Annotated in this window: 25 protein-coding genes and 1 rRNA gene; 22 read left to right on the forward strand and 4 right to left on the reverse strand. The window is 69.3% G+C overall.

The genetic code is table 11. The features are described 5' to 3' along the window. The 22 genes from rrf to KZC52_RS00110 form a co-directional block, all read left to right on the forward strand. Positions 1-113, forward strand: a 5S ribosomal RNA gene (gene rrf / locus KZC52_RS00005); the annotation flags it as partial. 67 nt (positions 114-180) lie between these two features. Further along, on the forward strand, positions 181-1,944 hold the full coding sequence (locus KZC52_RS00010) for a primosomal protein (RefSeq protein WP_247622028.1): 1,764 nt from the start codon (positions 181-183) through the stop codon (positions 1,942-1,944). After that, entirely contained in the window at positions 1,945-2,982 is a 1,038-nt protein-coding gene (locus KZC52_RS00015) for an HAD-IIA family hydrolase (protein ID WP_247622029.1), read from the forward strand. Positions 2,983-3,057: 75 nt separating this feature from the next. Then, positions 3,058-3,231 carry a hypothetical protein gene (locus KZC52_RS00020; RefSeq protein WP_247622030.1) on the forward strand — a complete coding sequence of 58 codons (174 nt, stop codon included), beginning with the start codon at positions 3,058-3,060 and terminating at the stop codon, positions 3,229-3,231. Then, entirely contained in the window at positions 3,228-4,025 is a 798-nt protein-coding gene (locus KZC52_RS00025) for a TlyA family RNA methyltransferase (RefSeq protein WP_247622031.1), read from the forward strand. The genes KZC52_RS00020 and KZC52_RS00025 overlap by 4 nt, the downstream gene beginning before the upstream one ends. After that, positions 4,022-4,936: an NAD kinase gene (locus KZC52_RS00030; protein ID WP_247622032.1), complete on the forward strand. Its 915-nt coding sequence runs from the start codon at positions 4,022-4,024 to the stop codon at positions 4,934-4,936. Before KZC52_RS00025 ends, KZC52_RS00030 begins: the two co-directional genes overlap by 4 nt. After that, positions 4,933-6,615, forward strand: coding sequence for a DNA repair protein RecN (recN, locus tag KZC52_RS00035; RefSeq protein ID WP_247622033.1), 1,683 nt, complete (start codon positions 4,933-4,935; stop codon positions 6,613-6,615). Before KZC52_RS00030 ends, recN begins: the two co-directional genes overlap by 4 nt. 26 nt (positions 6,616-6,641) lie before the next feature. Further along, positions 6,642-8,342, forward strand: coding sequence for a CTP synthase (gene pyrG / locus KZC52_RS00040; protein WP_247622034.1), 1,701 nt, complete (start codon positions 6,642-6,644; stop codon positions 8,340-8,342). Beyond that, the gene (locus KZC52_RS00045; RefSeq protein ID WP_247622035.1) at positions 8,335-8,925 is read left to right on the forward strand and encodes an NUDIX domain-containing protein; all 591 of its coding nucleotides are present in this window, start codon (positions 8,335-8,337) and stop codon (positions 8,923-8,925) included. Before pyrG ends, KZC52_RS00045 begins: the two co-directional genes overlap by 8 nt. Before the next feature lie 2 nt (positions 8,926-8,927). Then, on the forward strand, positions 8,928-9,830 hold the full coding sequence (xerD, locus tag KZC52_RS00050) for a site-specific tyrosine recombinase XerD (RefSeq protein WP_247622036.1): 903 nt from the start codon (positions 8,928-8,930) through the stop codon (positions 9,828-9,830). Between the two features lie 161 nt (positions 9,831-9,991). Continuing rightward, complete coding sequence (locus tag KZC52_RS00055) at positions 9,992-11,008, forward strand: hypothetical protein (RefSeq protein ID WP_247622037.1); 1,017 nt, start codon at positions 9,992-9,994, stop codon at positions 11,006-11,008. Then, positions 11,008-12,663 (forward strand): efflux RND transporter periplasmic adaptor subunit, encoded by a 1,656-nt coding sequence (locus KZC52_RS00060; protein ID WP_247622038.1) that lies wholly within the window; start codon positions 11,008-11,010, stop codon positions 12,661-12,663. The genes KZC52_RS00055 and KZC52_RS00060 overlap by 1 nt, the downstream gene beginning before the upstream one ends. Then, on the forward strand, positions 12,660-13,340 hold the full coding sequence (locus KZC52_RS00065) for an ABC transporter ATP-binding protein (RefSeq protein WP_247622039.1): 681 nt from the start codon (positions 12,660-12,662) through the stop codon (positions 13,338-13,340). Before KZC52_RS00060 ends, KZC52_RS00065 begins: the two co-directional genes overlap by 4 nt. After that, complete coding sequence (locus KZC52_RS00070; protein WP_372491545.1) at positions 13,337-14,713, forward strand: ABC transporter permease; 1,377 nt, start codon at positions 13,337-13,339, stop codon at positions 14,711-14,713. The genes KZC52_RS00065 and KZC52_RS00070 overlap by 4 nt, the downstream gene beginning before the upstream one ends. A gap of 108 nt (positions 14,714-14,821) precedes the next feature. Continuing rightward, the gene (locus KZC52_RS00075) at positions 14,822-15,655 is read left to right on the forward strand and encodes a ParA family protein (protein ID WP_247624672.1); all 834 of its coding nucleotides are present in this window, start codon (positions 14,822-14,824) and stop codon (positions 15,653-15,655) included. Next, complete coding sequence (locus tag KZC52_RS00080) at positions 15,639-16,547, forward strand: segregation and condensation protein A (RefSeq protein ID WP_372491546.1); 909 nt, start codon at positions 15,639-15,641, stop codon at positions 16,545-16,547. The genes KZC52_RS00075 and KZC52_RS00080 overlap by 17 nt, the downstream gene beginning before the upstream one ends. Next, on the forward strand, positions 16,537-17,172 hold the full coding sequence (scpB, locus tag KZC52_RS00085) for an SMC-Scp complex subunit ScpB (protein ID WP_247622041.1): 636 nt from the start codon (positions 16,537-16,539) through the stop codon (positions 17,170-17,172). Before KZC52_RS00080 ends, scpB begins: the two co-directional genes overlap by 11 nt. Next, positions 17,169-17,957, forward strand: coding sequence for a pseudouridine synthase (locus KZC52_RS00090; protein ID WP_247622042.1), 789 nt, complete (start codon positions 17,169-17,171; stop codon positions 17,955-17,957). Before scpB ends, KZC52_RS00090 begins: the two co-directional genes overlap by 4 nt. Positions 17,958-17,980: 23 nt before the next feature. Next, on the forward strand, positions 17,981-19,126 hold the full coding sequence (locus tag KZC52_RS00095; RefSeq protein ID WP_372491576.1) for a prephenate dehydrogenase: 1,146 nt from the start codon (positions 17,981-17,983) through the stop codon (positions 19,124-19,126). Beyond that, entirely contained in the window at positions 19,119-19,835 is a 717-nt protein-coding gene (gene cmk, locus KZC52_RS00100; protein WP_247622043.1) for a (d)CMP kinase, read from the forward strand. The genes KZC52_RS00095 and cmk overlap by 8 nt, the downstream gene beginning before the upstream one ends. 40 nt (positions 19,836-19,875) lie before the next feature. Further along, a complete protein-coding gene (gene der, locus KZC52_RS00105) occupies positions 19,876-21,348 on the forward strand; it encodes a ribosome biogenesis GTPase Der (RefSeq protein WP_247624674.1) in 1,473 nt (490 codons plus the stop codon). 152 nt (positions 21,349-21,500) lie between these two features. After that, entirely contained in the window at positions 21,501-22,394 is an 894-nt protein-coding gene (locus KZC52_RS00110) for an NUDIX domain-containing protein (RefSeq protein WP_247622044.1), read from the forward strand. 35 nt (positions 22,395-22,429) lie between these two features. On the opposite strand, the gene KZC52_RS00115 is transcribed toward KZC52_RS00110, so the two are convergent. From KZC52_RS00115 to KZC52_RS00130, 4 genes are read right to left on the reverse strand one after another with little or no spacing between them, the layout of a single operon-like run. Next, the gene (locus tag KZC52_RS00115; RefSeq protein ID WP_247622045.1) at positions 22,430-22,816 is read right to left on the reverse strand and encodes an RNA-binding S4 domain-containing protein; all 387 of its coding nucleotides are present in this window, start codon (positions 22,814-22,816) and stop codon (positions 22,430-22,432) included. Continuing rightward, positions 22,813-23,484, reverse strand: a complete 672-nt coding sequence (locus KZC52_RS00120) for a lysoplasmalogenase family protein (RefSeq protein ID WP_247622046.1) — start codon at positions 23,482-23,484, stop codon at positions 22,813-22,815. Before KZC52_RS00120 ends, KZC52_RS00115 begins: the two co-directional genes overlap by 4 nt. A 52-nt stretch (positions 23,485-23,536) precedes the next feature. Next, positions 23,537-23,992, reverse strand: a complete 456-nt coding sequence (locus KZC52_RS00125; RefSeq protein ID WP_247622047.1) for a DUF2262 domain-containing protein — start codon at positions 23,990-23,992, stop codon at positions 23,537-23,539. Between the two features lie 37 nt (positions 23,993-24,029). After that, positions 24,030-24,614, reverse strand: a complete 585-nt coding sequence (locus KZC52_RS00130; protein WP_247622048.1) for a GNAT family N-acetyltransferase — start codon at positions 24,612-24,614, stop codon at positions 24,030-24,032. Between the last annotated feature and the right edge of the window lie 18 nt (positions 24,615-24,632).

Consider the following 24,632-nt stretch of genomic DNA (forward strand, 5'->3'; position numbering starts at 1 on the left):
GCGGCCATAGCGTGAGGGAAACGCCCGGTTACATTCCGAACCCGGAAGCTAAGCCTCACAGCGCCGATGGTACTGCAGGGGGGACCCTGTGGGAGAGTAGGACACCGCCGGACTTCTTTTAAGTAAAATGGCCACCCAATGCTGGGTGGCCATTTTGCGTTTACAGGGATAGGAATCATCATGCCGGAAGACGACCAGCGCCGCCCGCGTCGCGCCAACGACCGCGGAGCCCGCAACGAGCGCCCTTCCGGCGGACGACCGAACTATCGCGAAGGCGGGCAGCGTCGCGAGGGCGGCTATAACCGCGACGGTGGTTCTGCTCCGCGTCGCGAGGGCGGGTACAACCGCGATGGTGGCTCCGCGCCCCGTCGTGAGGGCGGTTATAACCGCGATGGTGGCTCCGCGCCCCGTCGTGAGGGCGGGTACAACCGTGATGGTGGTTCTGCTCCGCGTCGCGAGGGCGGCTATAACCGCGACGGTGGCTCCGCGCCCCGTCGTGAGGGCGGGTACAACCGTGATGGTGGTGCTCCGCGTCGTGAGGGTGGCTACAACCGTGATGGTGGTGCTCCGCGTCGTGAGGGTGGCTACAACCGTGATGGTGGTGGCCCGCGTCGCGAGGGCGGCTATAACCGCGACGGTGGCTCCGCGCCCCGTCGTGAGGGCGGGTACAACCGTGATGGTGGTGCTCCGCGTCGTGAGGGCGGGTACAACCGTGATGGTGGTGCTCCGCGTCGTGAGGGCGGGTACAACCGTGATGGTGGTGCTCCGCGTCGTGAGGGCGGATACAACCGCGACGGTGGTGGCCCGCGTCGTGAGGGCGGGTACAACCGCGATGGTGGTGCTCCGCGTCGTGAGGGCGGGTACAACCGTGACGGTGGTGCTCCGCGTCGTGAGGGCGGGTACAACCGTGACGGTGGTGCTCCCCGTCGTGAGGGCGGTGCCCCCCGTCGCGAAGGCGGATACGACCGCGACCGCGCGCCCCGCCGCGAAGGCACCGGTGCCGGCCGCTCTTACCCGCAGCGCGGGGGAGCGGGGCGTGAGCGTCCTGTGCAGGCGACGAACGAGCGTCCTCGCTTCGACGAGCCGCAGATTCCCGAAGAGGTCACCGCGCGCGATCTCAACGGCGCCGCGCGCAATGAGCTCAAGACGCTGAGCAAGGAGAACGCCGAGCACGTCGCGCGTCATCTCGCGATGGCGTCGCGACTCATCGACGAAGACCCCGCGCTGGCACACGAACACGCTCTTGCCGCGTCGCGGAGCGCCGGACGTATCGCGATCGTTCGTGAAACCCTTGGGATCACGGCCTACGCGACCGCGGACTTCGCCCTGGCACTGCGCGAGCTTCGCACCTTCCGTCGCATCTCCGGAAAGGACGACCAGATCGCGCTCATGGTCGACAGCGAGCGCGGCATCGGTCGTCCCGACCGTGCGCTCGAGACAGGACGCTCCGTCGACCGTTCCACGCTGGCGACTCCCGTGCGGGTCGCGCTGGCGATCGCGATGTCGGGTGCTCGTCTCGACCAGGGCGACCTCGAGCTCGCTCTCGGTGAACTCGAGATTCCCGAACTCGACCCCGATCGCGCCTTCGAGTGGAGCCCGGCACTCTTCGCCGCCCGCGCCGCTGTGCTTGAGGATCTCGGTCGTGACGACGAGGCGGCGTTCTGGGCGCACCGCGCGGAGGTCGCCGCCGAAGCACTCGGTATCGACGAGGCAGGCGACGAGGAGATCTTCATCGAGGACGGCCTCATCGAGGGCGACTTCGATGACGACGCCGAAGACGCCGACACGGAGGACGAGACCGCCGCCGAAGCGACTTCGGAGTCCGAAGCGTCAGAAGACTCGGTTCCCGAGTCGGATGCCGTGGACGCCGAGCCGTCCGTCGACGACGAGGTGCGCGAGCTCCTCGGCGAGTCCGACGACGACTCCGAGACGCCGGGGGCCTGAGTGGCGCTGTTCTCCAAGAAGCGCGCGGCAGCGACCCCGCTCGACGGGGTCGACACCGTCCTGGCCGACCTCGATGGTGTGGTCTACGCCGGTCCCGGAGCCCTTCCGTACGCCGTCGACAGTTTGAACGAAGCGGCACGTCGTGTGCGTCTCGGGTACATCACCAACAATGCGTCCCGCACGGATGCGTCGGTCGCTGCCCACTTGACCAGCCTCGGTCTCGAGGTCGCGCCGCACGACGTGGTCACCAGCCCTCAGGCGGCGATGCGGCTTCTGGCCGATATCGTCCCCGCTCCCGCCACGATTCTGGTCGTCGGGGGAGACGGCCTCGTCGACGAGCTGCAGAAAGCCGGATACACCGTCACACGCAGCGCGCAGGACTCTCCGCAGGCCGTCGTCCAGGGCTTCGCACCCGAGGTGGCCTGGACGGATCTCGCCGAAGCATCCTTCGCCTTGCAGCTGCCGGAGGACGAGGGCGGCATCCCCTGGATCGCCACCAACACCGACTGGACGATCCCGCGTGAGAGGGGCGTCGCCCCGGGCAACGGCACGCTCGTCTCGGCAGTGCACACGGCGGTCGGTCGGCTCGCGACCGTGGCCGGAAAGCCCGAGACGCCGATCTTCGACGAGGCCATCGCGCGCTTCGACGCGAAGAAGGCGCTCTTCATCGGTGATCGGCTCGATACCGACATCATGGGAGCCAATCGCGTCGGCATCGACTCCGTGCTCGTGTTGACCGGCATCGACCGTCCGAAGCATGTTCTGGCGGCCCCAGAGGGATCGCGCCCGACGTTCATCGTGAGCGACCTTCGGGAGCTGCACCAGCCGTACCCTGCGACCGTCGAGCGCGACGGCGTCTTCCACGTGAACGGGGCCGCGGTGCGCGTGCACGGCGCCGATGTCGAGATCGTCGCCGACGAGGGGGAGCAGATCGATCTGCTCCGGGCGGGAGCAGCAGCGATCTGGGCGTCCGGAACCCCGGTGTTCGTCCTGAGGGTGCCCGAGCACCTCTACGACGATCCGTTCCACCGTCCCTGATCGCAACCGGAGCCCGGTTCGTCGCCTGCGCCGTGGCGACCGGCGCTGTCCGAGGCGCCGCGTACAGTGGAATCCGTGAGCGAAGATAAGACGAGCACCCCGACCGACGGTCTGTGGAGCCGGCTGCGTCTGATCGAAGGACAGCCGTTGCCTGCGCGTGCCGACGCCTACTCGGCGCTGCACGACGACCTCGCCCGACGCCTCGAGAGCGGGGCGAAACTCGACCCCCGGGAGACGCCGACACGATGACGCGCCTCGATGCCGCCCTCGCCGCGCGGGGACTCGCTCGTTCGCGCACGCACGCCGCCACTCTGATCGCCGAAGGACTCGTGTCGGTCGACGGCACGCCCGTCGTCAAAGCGTCCACCGCGGTGACGGACTCCTCCGAGATCTCGATCGCAGGCGCCGATCACTATGTCGGTCGGGCCGCGCACAAGCTGATCGCCGCGCTCGACGGCTTCGATGTCGGCGTCGATGGGCGTCTCGCCCTTGACATGGGGGCATCCACCGGCGGCTTCACCCAGGTGCTCCGTGAGCGCGGTGCTCGTCGAGTCCTCGCGGTCGACGTCGGTCACGGACAGCTCGCGCCGTCGATCGCGGCGGACGCCGGTGTCGTCCCGGTCGAGGGGTACAACGTCCGCCACATGACCCCCGGGAATCTCGCGGAGGCGACCGGGGAACAGGCGCTGCCCGATGTCATCGTCGGTGATCTCTCGTTCATCTCCCTCGAGCTCGTGCTCCCGGCCGTCGCGGGAGTCGCAGCCCCGACGGCAGACATCGTCCTCCTGGTGAAGCCGCAGTTCGAAGTGGGCCGCACCGCGGTGCGCGGTGGACTCGTCACCGATCCGGCGACCCGCGCCGATGCCGTGGCGCGAACCGTGTGGAGCGCGTGGGACGCTGGGCTCGGGATGCTGGGCATCCTTCCCTCCCCGATTCTCGGAACACACGGCAACTCCGAATACCTCGTCCATCTCGCGCCGGGGCGCGGTAGCAATCCGACAGAATGGTTGGATCGCATCAACGCTTTGGCAGGAGGACGATGAACGAGCGCAGCATCCTGGTCGTCGCCCATGCCGGTCGCGCCGACACGGTCGCGGCTGCACGGCGGGTGATCGAATCCCTGCGCGGTGCGGGCGCGCGACCTGTGCTGGCGTCGGACGACCGCTCCGAGCTCGCCGCGGTCGACGCGTTCTTCGCCGACGTCGCCGAGCTGGGCACCACCGTCGATCCCGGAACTCTCGAGCTCGCGATCGTGCTCGGCGGGGACGGCACGATACTGCGGGCGGCCGAGCTCGTGCGAGAGACCGGGGCGCCGGTCCTCGGTATCAACATGGGCCACGTGGGCTTCCTCGCCGAGATCGACCGTGACGATATGGACGACGCCGTGCGGCGCGTGATCGCTCGCGATTACGAGGTCGAAGAGCGTCTGGCCCTCTCGGTGCGCGTCAAGGATGCGGATGGCGCGGTCGTCTACGAGACCTGGGCGCTGAATGAGGCGACGGTCGAGAAGGCGAGCCGGGAGCGCATGATCGAGGTCGTGCTCGAGATCGACGGGCGCCCCCTGTCGAGCTTCGGCTGCGACGGCATGGTGATCTCCACGCCCACGGGCTCGACCGCGTACAACTTCTCGGCCGGCGGTCCCGTGATCTGGCCGAGTGTGGAAGCGATCGCCGTCGTGCCGCTCTCGGCGCACGCGCTGTTCGCCAAGCCTCTCGTCGTCAGCCCCGACGCCGCCGTCGCGATCGAGATGCTCGAGCGTACGGACGGCTCCGGCATCCTCTGGTGCGACGGACGCCGATCCCACGAGCTTCCCCCGGGGGCACGCGTGGTCGCGCGCCGCTCGTCGCGGCCCGTGCGACTCGCTCGTCTGCACCCGACCGCGTTCACGGACCGCCTGGTGCGCAAGTTCCAGCTCCCGGTCGAAGGATGGAGAGGGCAGGAGGTGCCGTCGTGATCGAAGAGATGCGGATGCAGGGACTCGGCGTCATCGATGATGCCGTGCTGCCGCTGGGTCCCGGCTTCACGGCGATCACCGGCGAGACCGGTGCGGGAAAGACCATGGTCGTCACCGGCCTCGGGCTGCTGCTCGGTCAGCGCGCTGATTCCGGCGCGGTGCGCGCCGGGGCCGCCCAGGCATCCGTCGCCGGCGTATGGATCGTGCCCGAGACCGGACCGGTCTCGGAGATCGTGTCGGATGCCGGTGGCGAACTCGAACCGGCCGGCGCAGGTCGCTCCGAGCTCTACGTGTCGCGCACGCTGAGCGCCGAAGGGCGCAGCCGCGCGAGCGTCGGCGGACGAGCGGCCCCGGCGGGCGTGCTCTCGGCACTCGCCGACGAGCTCGTCGTGGTCCACGGCCAGTCCGAGCAGCTGCGGCTGCGATCCGCGGCCGCTCAACGCGACGCCCTCGACCGCTTCGGTGGAGCGCCGATCACATCCGCACTCCAGACCTACGTCATTGCGTTCGAGCGTTGGCGGGCGTTGGATGCCGAGATCTCCGACATCAGCGAGAATCGCGACCGCCGCGCCGACGAGGCGACCCGGTTGAGGGAGGCGCTCGCCCTGATCGAGGCGACGGCGCCCGAGGCGGGGGAAGACGAAGAACTCGCCGAACGGGCGGAGCGCCTCGCGAATTCCGAAGAGCTTCGGCTCGCGGCATCCGTCGCCCATGGGGCGCTCTCGAACGAAGAGGGGGAGTCCGACGCCTCTGCTCTGGTGGCCGAGGCACGACGCGTGCTCGAGCGGGTGACCGATGCCAAGCTGGCGGCGATCTCCGAGAGCCTCGCCGACATCGGTTACCGCCTGACCGATGTCGCCGGTCTCCTCTCCGCGTACCTGGCCGACCTCGACGAGTCCGGTCCGCACGAGCTCGCGGCCGTCGAAGAGCGGCGTGCCGCCCTCGGCACCCTGATCCGTGCGCACGGCTCCCTCGATGAGGCGCTCGAGGTGTGGCAGACGGGCTCGGCCCGGCTCGCCGAGCTCGACGACGATGACGACCGCCTCGAGCGGCTGCTCGCCGAACGCGACGCCGCTCGCGAAGAGCTCGATGCCGCAGCGGATCGTCTGACCGCCGCGCGCACCGAGGCGGCGGAACGTCTGGGCGCGGCAGTGACCGAAGAGTTGCATGCGCTGGCGATGCCGGATGCGCGTCTCTCCGTCACGGTATCGACGGGATCCGAGAGCACCCATGGTCGTGACGACGTCGCCATCCTGCTCGCCCCGCATCCCGGCGCCGAACCGCGCTCCGTCGCCAAGGGTGCCTCGGGAGGAGAGCTCTCCCGCGTGATGCTGGCGATCGAGGTCGTCATCGCCGCGACCGATCCCGTGCCGACCTTCGTCTTCGACGAGGTCGATGCCGGCATCGGCGGCGCAGCGGCGATCGAGGTCGGGCGGCGACTCGCCCGGCTTGCAGAGAAGTCGCAGGTGATCGCGGTGACGCACCTTGCCCAGGTCGCCGCATTCGCCACGAACCACCTGTCCGTCGTGAAGTCCAACGACGGAGCAGTCACCGCCTCGAATGTGAGGCGGCTCGACGGTGCGGATCGAGAGGCGGAGATGGCTCGTCTGCTCTCCGGACTCGCCGATTCCGACGCCGCACTGACCCACGCCCGTGAACTACTCAGCCTCGGTCGCTGAACGAACTGTTAGGATAGAAGCCCGTGATGAACTCTTCTTCTGCGGGACCCAACAACGACACCACCAAGCACATTTTTGTGACGGGCGGTGTCGTTTCGTCTTTGGGTAAGGGGCTCACCGCAGCGAGCCTGGGAAACCTGCTCACGGCTCGCGGAATGCGCGTCGTGATGCAGAAGCTCGACCCGTATCTCAATGTCGATCCGGGAACGATGAACCCGTTCCAGCACGGCGAGGTCTTCGTCACCGACGACGGCGCCGAGACCGACCTCGACATCGGCCACTACGAGCGTTTCCTCGACATCAACCTGTCGCAGGCCGCGAACGTCACGACCGGCCAGATCTACTCGCAGGTCATCGCCCGTGAGCGCCGGGGGGAGTACCTCGGCGACACCGTCCAGGTCATCCCGCACATCACCGACGAGATCAAGCGCCGCATGCGCCTGCAGGCGTCGGAGGACCCGCGCCCCGACGTCATCATCACCGAGGTCGGCGGCACCGTGGGTGACATCGAGTCGCAGCCCTTCCTCGAGGCGGCCCGCCAGCTTCGCCACGAACTCGGTCGCGACAGCGTCTTCTTCGTGCACGTCTCCCTGGTCCCGTTCATGGGAGCCTCGGGTGAGCAGAAGACCAAGCCGACCCAGCACTCGGTCGCGGCCCTCCGCCAGGTCGGCATCCAGCCCGACGCGCTCGTGCTCCGCAGCGACCGCCCGGTGAGCGAGAGCAACCGCAACAAGATCGCCCTCATGTGCGACGTCGACGTCGAGGGTGTCATCAACACCGTCGACCTGCCGAGCATCTACGACATCCCGTCCACGCTCAACGACCAGGGCCTCGACTCCTACATCGTGCGTCGCCTCGGACTCGACGCCAAGGCGGCCGATGTCGACTGGACGCGCTGGAACAAGGTGCTGCACGCGGTCCACAACCCCAAGCACGAGGTCACGATCGGGCTCGTGGGCAAGTACATCGACCTGCCCGACGCGTACCTCTCGGTCACCGAGGCGCTGAAGGCGGGCGGCTTCGCGCAGGAGACGAAGGTCAACATCCGCTGGATCCCTTCCGATCTCTGCGAGACGCCCGAGGGTGCGCAGGAGCAGCTGTCGCAACTGGACGGTATCTGCGTTCCCGGCGGCTTCGGCATCCGCGGCATCGAGGGCAAGCTCGGCGCCCTGCGTTTCGCCCGTGAGCAGGGCATCCCGACCCTGGGCCTGTGCCTCGGACTGCAGTGCATGGTCATCGAGTACGCTCGCCACGTCGCCGGCATCGAGGGCGCGTCCTCGAGCGAGTTCGACCCCGAGACCTCCGAGCCGGTCATCGCGACGATGGCGGAGCAGGTCGAGATCCTCGACGGCGGCGACCTGGGCGGCACGATGCGTCTGGGCCTCTACCAGGCGGCTCTCGCCGAGGGGTCGCTCGCACGCGAGGTGTACGGCGCGCCGCAGGCATCCGAGCGTCACCGTCACCGCTACGAAGTGAACAACGCCTACCGCGGTCGTCTGTCCGACGCCGGCCTGGTCTTCTCGGGCCTGAACCCCGAACTCGACCTGGTCGAGTACGTCGAGCTGCCGCGCGACGTGCACCCGTACTACATCGCCACCCAGGCTCACCCCGAGCTGCGTTCGCGCCCGACCGACCCGCACCCGCTGTTCCGCGGTCTCGTCGGCGCAGCCATCGATCGCCACCGCGCGAGCGAGCTGTTCGATGTCGACGCGGCCGCCGATGCCTGAGACTCAGGTCGACGCGGGCGATCTCCACGACGAGCCCTTCGAACCCGAGGTCCTGCAGAGCGACCTCGCGTTCGAGGGCGCCGTGTGGGACGTCCGCGACGACCGGGTGCGCTACGGCGACGGTGAGATCCGTCGCCAGTACGTCGCTCACACCGGTGCGGTGGCGATCCTCGCGCTCGACGACGACGAGCGCGTGCTGCTCATCCAGCAGTACCGGCATCCGATCCGTCACCGCGACTGGGAGCTGCCCGCTGGGCTCCTCGACGTGCCGGGGGAGGAGCCGCTGGAAGCGGCTCGCCGAGAGCTCGCCGAAGAGGCCGACCTCACCGCTTCCCAGTGGGTGCCGCTCGTCGCCTCGTGGACGACTCCAGGCGGAAACGACGAGCTCATCCACATCTTCCTCGCGACGGGACTCTCGGATGCCGAGACTCCGCACGCGAGAGAAGACGAAGAGGCCGACATCCGCGTCGAGTGGGTTCCTTTGGCGGATGCCGTCGACGCGGTGCTCGCCGGGCGCATGCGCAACGGCATCCTGAGCCTGGGCGTGATGGCGGCGACGCTGAGGCTGCGCAACCGGGGCTGAGGATGCTGCTCGCGCGCGCCCTCGACTCGTATCTGCGTCACGTCACGATCGAGCGCGGCTTGAGCGACCACACGGTCTCCGCGTACCGGCGTGACCTTGACGGATACATCGCCTGGTTGTCGGAGCAAGGTGTCACGGACACCTCCGAGGTCACGGCCCAAGTGATCGGCCGGTTCATCGAGGAGCGCTCCTCGGAGGTGCCGCCGCCTGCCGCGACCAGCCTCGCGCGACTGCAGTCGTCCGTGCGCGGATGGCACCGGTACCTTGCCCGCGAGGGTATCGAACAGGACGATCCGAGCGGGCGCCTGCGACCGCCGAAAGCCCCCCGGAGACTGCCGAAGGCGCTGACGATCGACCAGGTCGAGAGGTTGCTCCAGGCGCCCCCGTCGGAGGAGCCGATCGGGATCCGCGACCGTGCGCTTCTCGAGCTGCTCTACGCGACCGGTGCGCGCGTGTCGGAGGCGGTCGGACTCGACGTCGACGACCTGGCCCACGGCGATGTGCTGCGTCTGCGCGGCAAGGGGTCGAAGGAGCGCATCGTTCCCATCGGGTCGTTCGCCCGCGACGCCGTTGACGCCTATCTCACTCGGGTGCGTCCGGGGCTCGCTACGAAGGGGCGCGCATCGGCGCGCCTCTTCCTCGGAGCGCGGGGGGCGCCGCTCTCGCGGCAGAGCGCCTGGCTGGTGATTCGTTCGGCCGCCGAGCGTGCGCAGATCACCGCCGAGGTCTCGCCGCACACGCTGCGCCACTCGTTCGCCACGCATCTCCTCCAGGGCGGAGCGGATGTGCGCGTCGTGCAGGAACTCCTCGGGCACGCCTCCGTGGCGACCACCCAGATCTACACGCACGTCTCTGTCGACACCCTCCGCGACATCTACGCGACCTCGCACCCGCGCGCCCGCTGACGCGGAGCACACCTCGCAGCGGCGCCCCGAGGCCGCTCCAACGTGCGATGCACGGAGAGCAGAAAAGCGTCATGTCATCCTTTCGGCGGACGCGAGAATCTCGCCTCACTCTCTACTGTGGATACTTCCGGCCATCGTCGGTCGCACAAAGGAGTCTTGACATGCGTTCCACCGTTCCTCTCGCCGCGCTCGCGGCGACCGCCATGGTGCTCGTCCTCTCGGGCTGCGGAGGCGCGTCCTCCGACGAGCTGTCCTACGAGGACTCGCCCCTGAACGAGTACCTCGCCGCGGCCTGGGGCAGCGACCTCTCGCCCGAGGAGCAGCAGAAGAAGTTCGACGAGCAGCAGGTCAAGGTCGAGGAACTGATCTCGGAGTGCATGTCGGAGGAGGGATTCGAGTACGTCCCGAACACCAGCAGCGGCGGCGTGATGACCAGCGACGGCGGCGAGTGGGAGCCGGACAAGCGGGAATGGGTCGAGAAGTACGGCTACGGCTACGTCAACAACCCGTTCGCCGAGCAGCAGGACGAGGGCCCCACCGACCAGGAGTACGTCGACCCGAACGCGGACTACGTCTCGTCGCTCTCGGAGTCCGAGCAGACGGCGTTCTACGAGGTGCTGTACGGCCCGCCGCAGGAGGAGTCCGAGATGTCGGAGGACGGCAGCTACGAGTACAACTGGGAGACGGCCGGTTGCCAGGGCTGGGCGCAGCACGAGCTCGAGGGCGATGACCCGTGGCAGGCCGAGGAGTTCGCCGAGCTGCGCGCCAACATGGAAGAGCTGTGGACGACGTCGCAGGACGCACCCGAGCTCGCCGATCTGAACGCCGAGTGGGCCTCTTGCATGGCCGACAAGGGCGAGCCCGGATTCGAGAAGCAGATGGATGCCGGTCAGTCGATCATCGACGACCAGAATGCGCTGTACGACGCGGCCTACGGTGACGGCTCCGAGCAGGTCGACCTCGACTCGCCCGATTTCGTCGACCCGAGCGAGAGCCCCGAGATGAAGGAACTGGGCGAGCGGGAGATCGCCCTCGCCCTCGTCGATCTCGAGTGCCGCGAGAAGACGTCGTTCACGAAGAAGTCGATGGAGATCCAGTTCGCGCTGGAGGAGAAGTTCATCGCCGCGAACAAGGCCGACCTCGACGCCTTCAAGGCCGCCGCCGAGCAGAGCAAGTGATGCGCGACGACGAGACCCCGACGACCCAGATCCCCGCAGAGGGAAGCGACGCCGGGGCGGGGGAGAACTTTGCCACGGCGGAGACGACGACGTTCACCGACCTGATCGACGGCTCCGACGGTGCGAGCGCGGATTCCGCGGATGGCACCGCCGACGACGCCGCGGGAACGACGGACACTTCGCGGGTGAGCGGGTGGGGCCGCGTGCTCCGCGGCAACCGCACCCTCTGGATCGTGGCGCTCGGCGCGGTGGTCTGCCTGGTGGCCGGGCTGCTGGTCGGGCGTTTCCTGCTCTCGCCCGATGCGTCGAGTGCGGATGCGCCCGAGCCCGGTCTCGTGACCGCTCCGGTGGAGTTCGGTCCGTTGAGCAACGACGTCACCCTGCGGGCGGACGTCGGATACGCGGATGCCGTCGACGTCAAGATCGATACCTCGACGCTCACCGGCGGCGCCGTCGTCACCGGGAAGACGCCGGAGGTGGGTGCCACGCTCGAACCGCTGTCGGTCGCGCTCGAGATCGTCGGACGCCCGGTGATCGTCCTGCCCGGAGAACTTCCGGCGTATCGCACCCTGCGTTTCGGCGTCTCGGGTCCGGATGTTCTGCAGCTGAAGCAGGCGCTCGCGAGCGTCGGCATCGGCGCCGGCGACGTGAATTCCAACATGTTCGACCAGGCCACCGCCGAGGGGATCGCGCAGCTCTACGCGCAGGCCGGGTACCCGGTGCCGGAATCCGAGGAGGGGACCGCTGATGGCGTGCGGTCCGCCGAAGAGGCCGTCCGTTCCGCGCAGTCCGGAGTCGCTGACGCCGAGAAGGCGCTGACCGCCGCGGGAGCGGGCCCGACCCCGGTCGAAGCCTTCCAGGCGGACGTCGCGGTGCAGACGGCCGTGGAAGCGCTCGACGCCGCGCGTGCCGCCGGCGAAGGAGTCCCTGCCGCGGAGCGCGCCCTGCACACGGCGAACCTCGAACGGGATGCGATCTGGGCGCCGCGGGACACGAGCAGTGAAGCATCCGCTCTGGAGAGCGCGCGCGCCGCGGTGACCTCGGCCAACGAGGCGCTCGAGGAGGCGCGTCAGAAGGCGCTTCCCTTCCTGCCTGCCAGCGAGGTGCTGTACCTCACCGAACTTCCGCGTCGTGTGGACGCGGTGAACGTGCAGCGCGGCTCGATCGTCGAGGGCGCAGCGATGACCGTGTCGGGCGCGACCGTTCGTCTCACCGGGGCTGCAGCCGAGGCCGATGCCCGTCTGCTGGAGGCGGGAGCCGAGGCGGCGTTCGAGCTGCCGGACGGTACCGAGCACCGTGCAGTGATCGCGACGCTCAAGGAGGGCAAGGACAGCAGTGCTCGGTGGTCGGTGATCCTCGAACCGGACCCGCTCACGCCCGAGCAGATCAGCCAGCTCCAGGGAAGCAACGTCCGGGTCAAGATCGCGGTCGGAGCTACGGACGGCGACGTTCTCTCGGTGCCGCTCGCGGCACTCACCGCCGGCCCCGGGGGTGAGTCGCGCGTCGAGGTGGTCGAGTCCGATCCCCGAGAGGGCGAGGACGCCACGACACGCCTCGTCGTCGTCGAGCCCGGTCTGGCGGCCAAGGGGGCCGTCGAGGTGACCCCGGTCGACGGTGAACTCGACGAGGGCGATCTCGTGGTGGTGGGCCGGTGACGGCCGCGCCGCCGCTGGTCGAGCTCCGTGACGTGACGCGTTCGTTCCCCGGGCCGCCCGAGGTCCAGGCGTTGAAAGCGGCCACGCTGAGTGTGGCGGCGGGCGACTACATCTCGATCGTCGGACCCAGCGGATCCGGCAAGTCGACCATGCTCAACCTGCTCGGGCTGCTCGACCGGCCCAGCGTCGGGGAGTATCGGCTGGCAGGATCGCTCACGGGAGACCTGTCGGACGACGAGCGTGCGGCGGTGCGCGCCCGATTCATCGGCTTCGTCTTCCAATCGTTCCATCTGCTTCCCCGACGCAGCGTGCTCGACAACGTGCTCATGCCCATGCTCTACAGCGGTGTGCCTCGGCGCGAACGCGAGGAGCGGGCGCGCGAGGCGCTCTCCCGGGTGGGCCTCGGACACCGCATCGACTTCTTCCCGAACTCGCTGTCCGGCGGCGAGCGGCAGCGCGTCGCCGTTGCGCGCGCGGTCGTCAGCGGACCCCAGCTGCTGCTGGCCGATGAGCCGACGGGCAACCTCGACCAGCGCACCTCCGGCGAGGTCATGGAACTCTTCGAGGAGCTCAACGCGGACGGGCTCACTCTCATCGTCATCACGCATGACGATGCGGTCGCGCGCCGCGCCGGGCGGAGCATCCGCATCTCCGACGGCCGATTGAGCGAGCTGTGATGCGCCTGCTCCGGCGTCGACGCAGAGATGCCGGGTCGACGAACGTTCCGGCCGAGGGCACGACAGCCGAGAACTCCGCGTCCGAGAGCGCAGCCCCCGAGAACGCGGCGCCCGAGAACGCGGCGACGGCGCTCCTGCCGTCGGTGAAGCATGCCGATCGGTTCACGTTCCAGGACCTGGTCGCCGAGGCGACGGCCGATATCGGATCGAGGCCCGCCCGTCTGGTGATGACGATCCTCGGAACCGTGCTCGGCATCGCTTCGCTGGTCGCGACGCTCGGGTTCGCCCAGACGGCGGCGGCGCAGATCGCCGCGCAGTTCGACGGAGTCGCAGCGACCCAGGTCGTCGTCACGCCGGCGAAGGCGCAGTCCGGCCGGGAGAACACGACCGTCGCTGCCGGACGACTGCCCTGGGACGCCCCGGAGCGCGTGAAACTCCTCGCCGGTGTCGACAGCGCGGCTCTCATCGCCGACGTCGAACTCGCCGACGGCGAGACGATCACGGCCGTGCCGGTGAACGATCCCTCGGCCCCGATCACGGCCTCGCCGAAGCTGTTCGCGACGACCCAGGACCTGCCGGATGCCGTCGACGGGGAACTCGTGACGGGACGCTTCTTCGACGACGGTCACGACGAGCGGGGTGATCGCGTGGCGGTTCTCGGCCAGCGCGCCGCGGAGCGGATGGGGATCAATCGTGTCGATTCCCAGCCGTCGATCTTCATCGCCGGCGTGTCGTATTCCGTCATCGGCATCATCGACGGGATGGAGAGGCGCTCCGAGTTCGTCGACGGGGTGATCATCCCGCAGGGAGCGGCACGCGCGGACTTTGGATTGGCCGCGCCGTCGGAACTGGCGATCCACATCGTCGTCGGTGCCGGGCCTCAGGTCGCCGAGCAGTCGGTGCTCGCGCTCCAGCCCGACGACCCGGAATCACTGGACGCACGCGCGCCGGCGGCATCCTCCGACCTCAGCCAGAACGTGCAGGCCGATGTGAACGTCGTCTTCCTCATCCTCGGGATCATCGCGCTCCTCGCCGGTGGGCTCGGGATCGCGAACGTCACCCTGCTCTCGGTCATGGAGCGCATCGGTGAGATCGGTCTCCGTCGGGCGCTGGGCGCGACGCGCCGCCAGATCGGCGGGCAGTTCATGGTCGAGTCGATCGTGATCGGCTTCATCGGGGGGATCATCGGCTCCGCCCTCGGGGTCGTCGCGGTGATCGTGGTCGCCGCCGTCCAGGGATGGTCGCCGGTCACCGACCCGCTGATCGCCGTCGCCGGGATCTTCCTGGGGGCGCTGGTGGGATGGGGATCGGGCTGGTATCCGGCACGGCGCGCCGCACGCATCGAGCCGGTCGCCGCGTTGCGCGGCGTGTGAGGGAGAGGGCGACCGCTAGAATCGAGCAAGCACGAAGGAGCAGGAGAACCGGTGGCGGAGAAAGCGGCGAAGTCCAGGGCGACGGCCAAGAAGGTCGACGAGACACCCATGGGACCCACCGGACGGCCCTATCACGGGTTCGACACGCCCGAACCGTTGAGCTCCCACGGTCCGGCGAGGATCATCGCGCTGTGCAACCAGAAGGGTGGCGTCGGTAAGACGACGACGACCATCAACCTCGCCGCAGCACTCGCCGAATACGGGCGTAAGGTGCTCGCCGTCGACTTCGACCCGCAGGGCGCCCTCTCCGCAGGCCTGGGCATCCAGACGCACGACGTGCCGACGATCTACGACCTGCTTCTCGACACCAAGCGCGACGCGAACGACGCGATCGTCCACTCCAGCGTCGAGAACCTCGACGTCCTGCCCGCGAACATCGATCTGTCCGCCGCCGAGGTGCACCTCGTGAACGAGGTCGCCCGCGAGACGATCCTCGCCCGGGTGCTCCGCCAGGTCGCGGGGGAGTACGACGTCATCCTCATCGACTGCCAGCCGTCGCTCGGCCTGCTGACGGTGAACGCTCTCACCGCGGCGCACGGCGTGATCATCCCGCTCGAGTGCGAGTTCTTCGCGCTGCGCGGTGTCGCGCTCCTGATCGAGACGATCGACAAGGTGCGCGATCGGCTCAACCCCTCGATCACGATGGACGGCCTGCTCGCGACGATGTACGACCCGCGCACGCTGCACTCGCGCGAGGTGCTCGAACGCGTCGTCGAGGCGTTCGGCGACGACGTGCTCGAGACCGTGATCGGTCGCACCGTGAAGTTCCCCGATGCATCGGTGTCGGGTGTCCCCATCACCGAGTTCGCGCCGGAGCACGCCGCCGCACAGGCGTATCTGCGACTGGCGCGGGAGCTGGTCGCCCGTGGCGCCGTCGCCTGATTCCGAGTACGACGCCACCCTCGCGCCCGACGGCATCGCCCCTGCGCCGGAAGGCGCTTCACTCGTGCCCGAAACCGACGCCGCTCTGATCGAGCAGCCGTCGGCATCCGATCCCGGATTCCGCGTCTCGCTGTCGAACTTCGATGGACCGTTCGACCTGCTCCTGAACCTCATCTCCAAGCACGAGATGGACATCACGGAGGTCTCGCTGAGCGCGGTGACCAACGAGTTCATCGCCTACCTGCGCGACCTCGACGGCGATGAGGAGCTCGACCAGGCCTCCGAGTTCCTCGTGGTCGCGGCGACGCTCCTCGACATGAAGGTGGCGGGGTTGCTGCCGCAGGGCGAACTGGTGGATGCCGAGGCCGTGGCGTTGCTCGAGGCGCGCGACCTGCTCTTCGCACGTCTGCTGCAGTACCGCGCGTTCAAGGAGGTGTCGGCCTGGTTCTCGCGCTGCCTCCAGCGGGAGGACCGTCGGCACGTGCGCGCGGTGCGGCTCGATGAGAAGCACCGTCGCAAGACGCCCGAGCTCGTCTGGTCGCTCACCGCCGACGACTTCGCCGCGCTCGCGCTCCTCGCGTTCGCGCCGAAGGAGATCCCGCACGTCGGCCTCGATCATCTGCATGCGCCGCTGGTGAGCATTCGCGAGCAGGCGGCGATCGTCGTGACGCTCCTTCGCGGCACCGAGTCGCTGAGCTTCCGCGAGTTGGTGGCGGGGGTCAGCGAACCCGGCATCGTGGTCGCCCGGTTCATCTCGGTGCTCGAGCTGTATCGGCACGCGGCACTCTCCTTCGAACAACTGGAACCGCTCGGCGAGCTGACGCTGCGCTGGGCCGCCGACTCCTGGTCGGACGAGACACTCGCGAGCCTGGGGGCCGACTATGACCGATGACGTGACCGCCGCCGAGACCGTGAGCCGCCCCGAGACCGCGAGCGGCACCGAGACCGAGCAGACGCCGTCGACGCCCCTGTCGGAGCGCATCGAGGCGATCCTGCTCATCATCGACGAGCCGATCGGACTCGTGGCCCTCGCCGCCGCGGTCGGGTCGCCCGTGCCGGCCGTTCGGCAGTCGCTCGAGACACTGGTCGACGACTACGACGGCCGCAGACAGGGGCCCCGGCGCGGCTTCGAGTTGCGCGAGGTCGGTGGGGGCTGGCGCCTCTACGTGCGCGAGGACCATGACGATCTGATCGCCGAGTTCGTCGGCGGGCAGGCGCCGGCGCGACTGTCGCAGGCCGCGCTCGAGACCCTCGCCGTGATCGCCTACAAGCAGCCCGTCACTCGCAGCCAAGTGGCATCGATCCGCGCGGTGAACGTCGACTCGGTCGTGCGCACGCTGCTCGCCCGTGGCCTGATCACCGAACTGTTCGCCGATTCCGAGACCGGCGCCATCAACTACGGCACGACCGAGGCGCTGCTCCAGCATCTCGGAATCAACTCGCTCGACGAGTTGCCTCCCATCTCTCCGTTGCTCGACGACGGTGCCGATGGGTTCGACGAAGGGACCATCCGATGACCGATTCCGAAGCTCCGCAGGGCGTCCGCCTGCAGAAGGTGCTGGCCGCGGCCGGTGTGGCCTCCCGTCGTGTCGTCGAGGAGTACATCGTCGCGGGTCGCATCCGCGTGAACGGCGAGGTCGTGAGCGAGCTCGGACGCCGCATCGACCCCGAGACAGATCTGGTCGACGTCGACGGCACGGCGATCCAGCTCGACGTCTCGAAGCGCTATGTCATGCTCAACAAGCCCACCGGCGTCGTCAGCAGCATGCGCGACGAGAGCGGTCGTCCCGACCTGCGTCGGTTCACCGACCAGTACGAGGAGCGCCTCTACAACGTCGGACGCCTGGACGCGGAGACCAGCGGTCTGCTGATCCTCACGAACGACGGGGAGCTCGCGCACGTGCTCGCCCACCCGTCGTTCGGTGTCACCAAGGTGTACATCGCCAAGGTCGAGGGCACCGTCACGGCGCAGACCATCGCGAAGCTGACGGCCGGGTTCGACCTCGAGGACGGGCACATCCGCGCCGACAAGGCCCGCCTTCTCGACACCTCGCGCGGATCGAGTCTCGTCGAGCTCACGCTGCACTCCGGCCGCAACCGCATCGTGCGTCGCATGATGGCCGCGGTGGGCCACCCGGTCACCGAACTGGTACGTCGTCAGTTCGGGCCGCTCCACCTGGGAACGCTCCCGGCAGGAAAGTCCCGCGAACTGGGTAAAATCGAACTCGGCGCGCTGCTCACTCTGTCGCGCCGTGATTCCGGTGTCGCCTCGGCGCCAGGCGAGCAACAGGAGAACGAGTGACCGACACGTCCAGTGCGTCCAGCGTGCGATCGACGTCCGTCGACGCTGCTCGTCGTCCGGGATCCGAACGATCGGCGGTCGCCCCGCGTCTGTCGGGGACCGTCCGTGTCGTGGGCGCCGGACTCCTCGGCGCGAGCGTCGGACACGCGCTTCGGGCGAAGGGCATCGACGTCGTCCTGACGGACTCGTCGCCCGCGCAGCTGCGTCTCGCCGTCGACTACGGCGCCGGCCGCCTCGCCGCAGAGGACGATCGTCCCCGCCTCATCGTGGTCGCCGTGCCGCCGGACGTGACGGCCGACGTCGTCCAGGCCGAGCTCGCGCAGTACCCGGATGCCGTCGTCACCGACGTCGCGAGCGTGAAGCTCGAGCCGTTCCGCGAGCTGCAGGAACGCGGTGTCGATCTCGCTCGCTACATCGGTTCGCATCCGCTCGCCGGGCGCGAGCGCGGGGGAGCGATCTCCGCGCGCGCCGACCTGTTCATCGGGCGCCCCTGGGTCGTGTGCCGTGACGGCGACACCGCCGCCGCCGACCTCGCTCTCGTGGAGGCGCTCGCCCTCGACGTCGGCGCCATGCCGTTGGAGATGACCCCCGAGGAGCACGATCGGTCGGTCGCTCTCACCTCGCACGTACCGCAGGTCGTCGCGAGCCTGCTCGCCGGGCGCCTGGCCGAGGCCGACGAGGGCTCCCTCCGTCTGTCCGGGCAGGGCGTGCGCGACACGACGCGCATCGCGGCATCCGCTCCGGAGCTGTGGGTGCAGATCCTCGGCGCGAACGCCGGGCCCGTCGTCGAGATCCTCGATTCCCTGGCCGCCGACCTGCGTGAGGTGTCGGACGCGCTGCGCGACCCGGGCGCCGCGGGTGCCCGTCGTGTCGTCGCGGAGACGATCCGTCACGGCAACGACGGCGTCGACCGGCTTCCCGGCAAGCACGGCCAGAACCGGCGCTTCGAATCGCTCGTCGTGATGATCGATGACACCCCCGGTCAGCTCGGCCGTCTGTTCGGTGAGCTCGGCGAGCTCGGCGTCAACGTCGAGGACCTGCGCCTCGAGCACTCGCCGGGCGCGCAGTTCGGACTCGCCGAGATCAGCGTCGAACCGGCCTCGCTGCACGGCGCGATCTCGGGGCTTCAGGAACGTGGATGGCGGATTGCGGGGAACACCAATGACTGACACCTCTCTCGACCGGTCCGCCGCCGACACCTCGGCCGTGGACTTCATCGCGATCGACGGTCCCGCAGGTTCCGGCAAGTCGAGCGTGTCGAAGGCGGTCGCGCGGCGACTTGGCTTCGGCTACCTCGACACCGGATCCGCCTACCGGGCGCTCGCGTGGCACGTGCTCGACCGGGGCGCTGACACGGCGGATGCCGACGCGGTGCTCGCCGCGGCATCCGATTTCCCCGTGCGTCTCGGGCTCGACCCCGACGACCGCACCGTGCGCGTCGGCGACGTCGACATCACCGATGCGATCCGTGAACCACGGGTGTCGGGCGCCGTGAGCGGTGTCGCCCGCGTGCCCGCCGTGCGGGCCCAGGTCAACGATCTCTTCCGCTCCCTCGTCGCCGAGGCGCCGTATCCGGCCGTCGTCGTCGAGGGCCGCGACATCACGACGGTCGTCGCCCCCGACGCACCCGTCCGCATCCTGCTGACCGCGGCCCCCGAAGTGCGGGCCGCACGCCGAGCCGGTGAACTCGCCGGCGAGAACGCGGATGCCGTCGCCGCTGCCTTGCACAAGCGCGACGCCTCCGACAGCGCCGTCGTCGACTTCCTCAACGCCGCGGACGGCGTCGAGGTCGTCGACTCGACGGAGCTCGATTTCCCCCAGACCATCGATGCCGTCCTCACGGTGATCGAACGACTCCGAGGAGCACACCGTGGCTGACGAAGAATACGAAGGCGGCCCTGACCGTCTCGCCGAGAAGATGGAGGAGCTCGACGAGCACCTCGCCGAACAGCGCGCCGAGACGCTGCGCGCCGGCCTCGCCGACTACGAGCTCGACGACGAGGATGCCGCGCTCCTCGCCGGTGTCGAGCTGGGCGAGGACGGGATCCAGTTCCTGCCCGCGCTGCCCGTCGTCGCGATCGTCGGGCGCCCGAACGTCGGCAAGTCGCAGCTCGTGAACCGCATCCTCGGCCGCCGCGAGGCCGTCGTCGAGGACACCCCCGGCGTCACCCGCGACCGCGTCACCTACAAGGCGGAGTGGGCGGACCGCCGCTTCACCCTCGTCGACACCGGTGGGTGGGAGCCGGATGCCCGCGGCATCGATCGCTCGGTCGCCGCGCAGGCCGAGGTCGCGATCGATCTGTCCGACGTCGTGCTGTTCGTCGTCGACGCGATGGTCGGTGCCACGTCGACCGATGAGCACGTCGTGAAGCTGCTGCGCAAGAGCGGCAAGCCGGTCTTCCTCGTCGCCAACAAGATCGACGACGCGCGCCAGGAGCCCGAGGCCGCAGCCCTCTGGAACCTCGGGCTCGGCGAGCCGCACCCGGTCTCGGCCATCCATGGACGTGGCGTCGCGGATCTGCTCGACGAGGTGCTCAAGAAGCTGCCCGAGGTCTCCGCGGTCGCGAAGGCCGAGATCGGCGGACCGCGTCGCGTCGCGATCCTCGGCCGCCCGAACGTCGGCAAGTCGTCGCTGCTCAACAAGGCCGCGGGCGAAGAGCGCGTCGTGGTCAACGACCTCGCCGGCACCACCCGCGACCCGGTCGACGAGATCGTCGAGCTGGGCGGAAAGCTGTGGACGCTGGTCGACACAGCCGGCATCCGTCGTCGAGTGCACATGGCGCAGGGTGCCGACTTCTACGCGTCGCTGCGTACTTCGGCCGCTCTCGAGAAGGCCGAGGTCGCCGTGGTCGTGCTCGACGTCTCGGAGACGATCAGCGAGCAGGACGTGCGCATCATCGACCTCGTGCTCGAGTCGGGCCGCGCGCTCGTGCTGGCGTTCAACAAGTGGGATCGTCTCAATGACGACGACCTCGAGAACGCCGATCGTCGTCGTTACCTCGAGCGCGAGATCGAGCAGGACCTCGCGCACGTCGCCTGGGCTCCGCGCGTGAACATCTCGGCGAAGACCGGCCGTCACCTCGACAAGCTCGTGCCCGCGCTCGAGACGTCGCTGGAGAACTGGGATCGCCGAATCCCCACCGGTAAGTTCAACGCCTTCCTCGCCGAGCTCGTGGCCGAGCACCCGCACCCGCTGCGCGGTGGCAAGCAGCCGCGCATCCTCTTCGGGACGCAGGCGTCGACGCGTCCGCCGACGTTCGTGCTGTTCACGACGGGATTCCTCGACCCGGGGTACCGCCGGTTCATCCAGCGTCGTCTGCGCGAGCTCTACTCCTTCGAGGGAACGCCGATCGTCATCAACATGCGCGTGCGAGAGAAGCGCCAGCGCTGATCCTCGTACTCGTCAAGCGGGCGCATCCTCTCCGAGGTTGCGCCCGCTGTCGCATGTCAGGGGCCTCTGCAGTGGGCTCCATCGGGTGAGCGCTGTTTTCTCTCTGTGACCGATTCGATGCCCGGACGCGGCGGCTGTGACAGGGTGGAGGGGTGACGATCGTTCCCCCCGCTTTCGATGAGCCGCGCCGCCCGGAGGGGCCGCGCGATCCCGGGGATGCCTGGGTCGTCGCCGACTCGGGGGAGCGGTACTGGGGGCGTTTCGGCGCTGCCGGGCTGCTGGCCGTGGATGCCGAACGCGGGGTGCTGCTGCAGCACCGCGTCGCCTGGAGCCATTTCGGCGGCACCTGGGGTCTGCCGGGCGGCGCGCTGCACGAGGGCGAGAGTTCGATCGTCGGCGCGTTGCGCGAGGCACGGGAGGAAGCGGGAGTGCCCGAGGGCGCCGTCCGCCCGCGATTCACCAGCGTGCTCGATCTCGAGATCTGGTCGTACACGACCGTCGTCGCTGATGTGCAGACGCCCTTCGAGCCCGTGATCAGTGACCCGGAGAGCGTCGCGCTCGAGTGGGTGGCCATCGACGACGTGGAGTCGCGGCCGCTGCATCCCGGCTTCGCCCGCGCCTGGCCGGAGCTGCGCCGCCTTCTCGAAGAGCGCGTGGCCCTCGTCGTCGATGCGGCCAACGTGGTCGGGTCGGTTCCCGACGGCTGGTGGAAGGATCGTGCCGGCGCCGCCGAGCGACTGGCCGGGCGGCTGGACGGCGTCGCAATCGCAGCGCCCGAGCTGGGCATCGGCGGAACCGAATGGTTCCCGGAGGTGTCGCTCGTGGTCGAGGGCCAGGCGCGGGCGCTCGACGCGCATCCGCACGGAGTCTCGATCGTGCGCGCGGATGCCGCCGGTGACGACGCCATCGTCGCCGAGGTCGAGAAGCGCGTCGGTTCCGGAGCGAACGTCTTCGGGGTCACGAGCGACCGCGAGCTCGCCGACCGCATCCGGCGGACCGAGCCGGCGCAGGTGCGCTCGGCGGGATGGCTGCTCGAGCGACTCTGAACGAGTCCGCCCCTGTGGTGTTCCCGGAGTGAACGTCAGCGGAGGAAGTCATCCGATCCGCGCTCGGACCGTGCGTGCAGGCGATCGATCTCCCGGCGTTCGCGTTTGGTCGGGCGTCCGGCCCCGCGGTCGCGGAGGCCGAGCGCCGCCTGCGGCTCGCGCTCGGGGGTTCTGTCGTCGTAGGCGACGGCGGCGAGGGGTGCGCCGACGCGCTTGACGAGCAGCTGCCGCACGAAGAGGATGCGGTCGAATCCGGCGATGCGGATGCGCACCTCATCGCCGATCTTGAGAGCCTGCGCCGCCTTGACCTTGTCGCCGTTGACGCGCACATGTCCCGCGCGGCAGGCCGTGGTCGCAGCGGAGCGGGTCTTGTAGACGCGCACCGCCCAGAGCCAGCTGTCGACGCGTGCGGTGGTGCTCATGGAGTGCTCCTGCGGGTGAGAGCGGCGATCGCGCCGGCGATGAGGAGGCCCTGCCCGAGCGTGTAGGTCAGCATCACGACGGGACTGCCCCAGGGGGAGACGACCTCGGGGAGGAAGAGGCGGAAGGCGAGGACCGTGTCGCTCGCGAGGAAGAAGGCGCCGCCGACCGCGATGGTCGAGGTGCTGCGTGCCGAGCTGGCCGCGGTCCCCGCGAGGACGAGGCCGTAGATCGCCAGAGCGAGGAGGAGTCCGTCGGTGTGCGGTCCGAGGATCACGAGCATCACAACCCACCAGGCGGCGTAGAGCAGCGTCCACCACGGCAGCGGCCTCTGGGCAAGGAGCCGAAGGAAGAGCGCGATGTAGGCCAGGTGAGCAAGACCGAAGAAGCCGAGCATCAGCGGCAGCTCAGGAAGCGCGGGGAAGAAGGCGCCCGCGCTGTCGCCCAGCCACGAGAGGACGAGCGCCGCAGCCAGGAGCCACGTGGCCTGCGGGGATCCGATCCGCCGCGCGAAGACGATCAGCGGGACGGCCAGTACCGGCATCAGCAGGATCTTCGTCGGCCCCGCCGCCGGGCTGTCGATGGCCAGAAGGATGACGTGCACGACCGAGACGATGGCGTAGGGCGTGAAGGCCCAGACCAGCGCGGGGGACAGGACGCGTCGGTGCATCCCTCCATCGTAGAGTCGCGGCGGGCCGGCGGACGGGTCAGGACTCGATAGGTCAGGACTCGACTGTGACGTGCGTGATGGTGTCGTCATCGCCGAGATGGGCGGCAGGCCAGTAGCCCTCGGGGAAGTGCGTGCCGCAGGTGTCGGTCAGGTGGAGCACGATCGTGCCGTCGGCCGACGCCTCGATCGCTTCGAGCGCCAGGTCGGATGCCGCTTCGTCGAGTTCGAACGGTTCGGGGTCGCCCTGGCTGAAGGCCGTGACCACCGCATCGGATGCGCGGCGCTGAATCGAGTCGATGTCGGCGACGACGGCGCGGAGGCGGGGGAGTCGTGCGCGGGATTCCTCCGCCGACGTCCCCTCGAGCATGAGCTCGATCGAGGAGTCGTCCCGGACGATCGATCCGCCGTACCAGTCGTGCGTGAGCACCGTGCCGTCGGTGAGTTCGGTCGTCGCGCGGGTGAAGGTGCCGAGCTCGGCGTCGTCAATGATCGGATGCTCGTCGCTCATGGCTCCACGCTATCGGTCGACGCAGGTACGTCGGGGTTCATTTCGAGAGGTCGAGTGTCACGAGTGGACGCCCGGTCTTCAGCTCGCCGCGCGGGCGGAACCCCTCGGCGAGGAACGTCGTGAGCATGCCGTGGAACAGTTCGTTCGCGTGCTGCTTCGTGCCGTCGGTGTCGACGGGGTACCCCTCGATCACGCGGGCCCCCGCCTCGCGGCCATAGTCGACGGCCGCGCGCAGCAGGGCGCCGTTGAGGCCCTGTCCCCGGTGCTCGCGTCGCACGACGAAGCAGGTCACGGCCCAGACCGAGTCATCGTCGAACGGCTCTTCGGTGGCGGCGGCGATCGCGCGGGTGTGCTCCAGGCGGCGCTGCACGGTTCGCGGGCCGATGCGGATCCATCCGGCGGCCTCGCCGTCGACGTAGGCGATCAGTCCCGGCGGCGGCCCCGCGTCGATCTCTTCGCGGAGCATCGTCGTGCGCTCGGGCGTGGTCGTCTCGTTCCAGTCCTTGTTGCGCAGCATCGGCCAGATGCACTGACAGCTGGCGCCGTCACCGCCTCCGGTCAGCGCGCGCTGCACGTCGTCCCACCGGGCGCTGGTGGCCAACTCGGTCGTGATCGTGGTCATGGGCGGCACGCTACGCCG

The sequence above is a fragment of the Microbacterium galbinum genome, assembly GCF_023091225.1.
Lineage (GTDB): Bacteria > Actinomycetota > Actinomycetes > Actinomycetales > Microbacteriaceae > Microbacterium > Microbacterium galbinum.

What these genes read in the sequence shown, in the direction of transcription:
- KZC52_RS00010 (WP_247622028.1), top strand. Translation starts at nt 181, where the DNA reads ATGCCGGAAGACGACCAGCGCCGCCCGCGTCGCGCCAACGACCGCGGA.
- KZC52_RS00025 (WP_247622031.1), top strand. Translation starts at nt 3,228, where the DNA reads ATGACGCGCCTCGATGCCGCCCTCGCCGCGCGGGGACTCGCTCGTTCG.
- KZC52_RS00030 (WP_247622032.1), top strand. Translation starts at nt 4,022, where the DNA reads ATGAACGAGCGCAGCATCCTGGTCGTCGCCCATGCCGGTCGCGCCGAC.
- pyrG (WP_247622034.1), top strand. Translation starts at nt 6,642, where the DNA reads ATGAACTCTTCTTCTGCGGGACCCAACAACGACACCACCAAGCACATT.
- KZC52_RS00045 (WP_247622035.1), top strand. Translation starts at nt 8,335, where the DNA reads ATGCCTGAGACTCAGGTCGACGCGGGCGATCTCCACGACGAGCCCTTC.
- xerD (WP_247622036.1), top strand. Translation starts at nt 8,928, where the DNA reads ATGCTGCTCGCGCGCGCCCTCGACTCGTATCTGCGTCACGTCACGATC.
- KZC52_RS00055 (WP_247622037.1), top strand. Translation starts at nt 9,992, where the DNA reads ATGCGTTCCACCGTTCCTCTCGCCGCGCTCGCGGCGACCGCCATGGTG.
- KZC52_RS00060 (WP_247622038.1), top strand. Translation starts at nt 11,008, where the DNA reads ATGCGCGACGACGAGACCCCGACGACCCAGATCCCCGCAGAGGGAAGC.
- KZC52_RS00075 (WP_247624672.1), top strand. Translation starts at nt 14,822, where the DNA reads ATGGGACCCACCGGACGGCCCTATCACGGGTTCGACACGCCCGAACCG.
- scpB (WP_247622041.1), top strand. Translation starts at nt 16,537, where the DNA reads ATGACCGATGACGTGACCGCCGCCGAGACCGTGAGCCGCCCCGAGACC.
- KZC52_RS00090 (WP_247622042.1), top strand. Translation starts at nt 17,169, where the DNA reads ATGACCGATTCCGAAGCTCCGCAGGGCGTCCGCCTGCAGAAGGTGCTG.
- cmk (WP_247622043.1), top strand. Translation starts at nt 19,119, where the DNA reads ATGACTGACACCTCTCTCGACCGGTCCGCCGCCGACACCTCGGCCGTG.
- der (WP_247624674.1), top strand. Translation starts at nt 19,876, where the DNA reads ATGGAGGAGCTCGACGAGCACCTCGCCGAACAGCGCGCCGAGACGCTG.
- KZC52_RS00115 (WP_247622045.1), bottom strand. Translation starts at nt 22,816, where the DNA reads ATGAGCACCACCGCACGCGTCGACAGCTGGCTCTGGGCGGTGCGCGTC.
- KZC52_RS00120 (WP_247622046.1), bottom strand. Translation starts at nt 23,484, where the DNA reads ATGCACCGACGCGTCCTGTCCCCCGCGCTGGTCTGGGCCTTCACGCCC.
- KZC52_RS00125 (WP_247622047.1), bottom strand. Translation starts at nt 23,992, where the DNA reads ATGAGCGACGAGCATCCGATCATTGACGACGCCGAGCTCGGCACCTTC.
- KZC52_RS00130 (WP_247622048.1), bottom strand. Translation starts at nt 24,614, where the DNA reads ATGACCACGATCACGACCGAGTTGGCCACCAGCGCCCGGTGGGACGAC.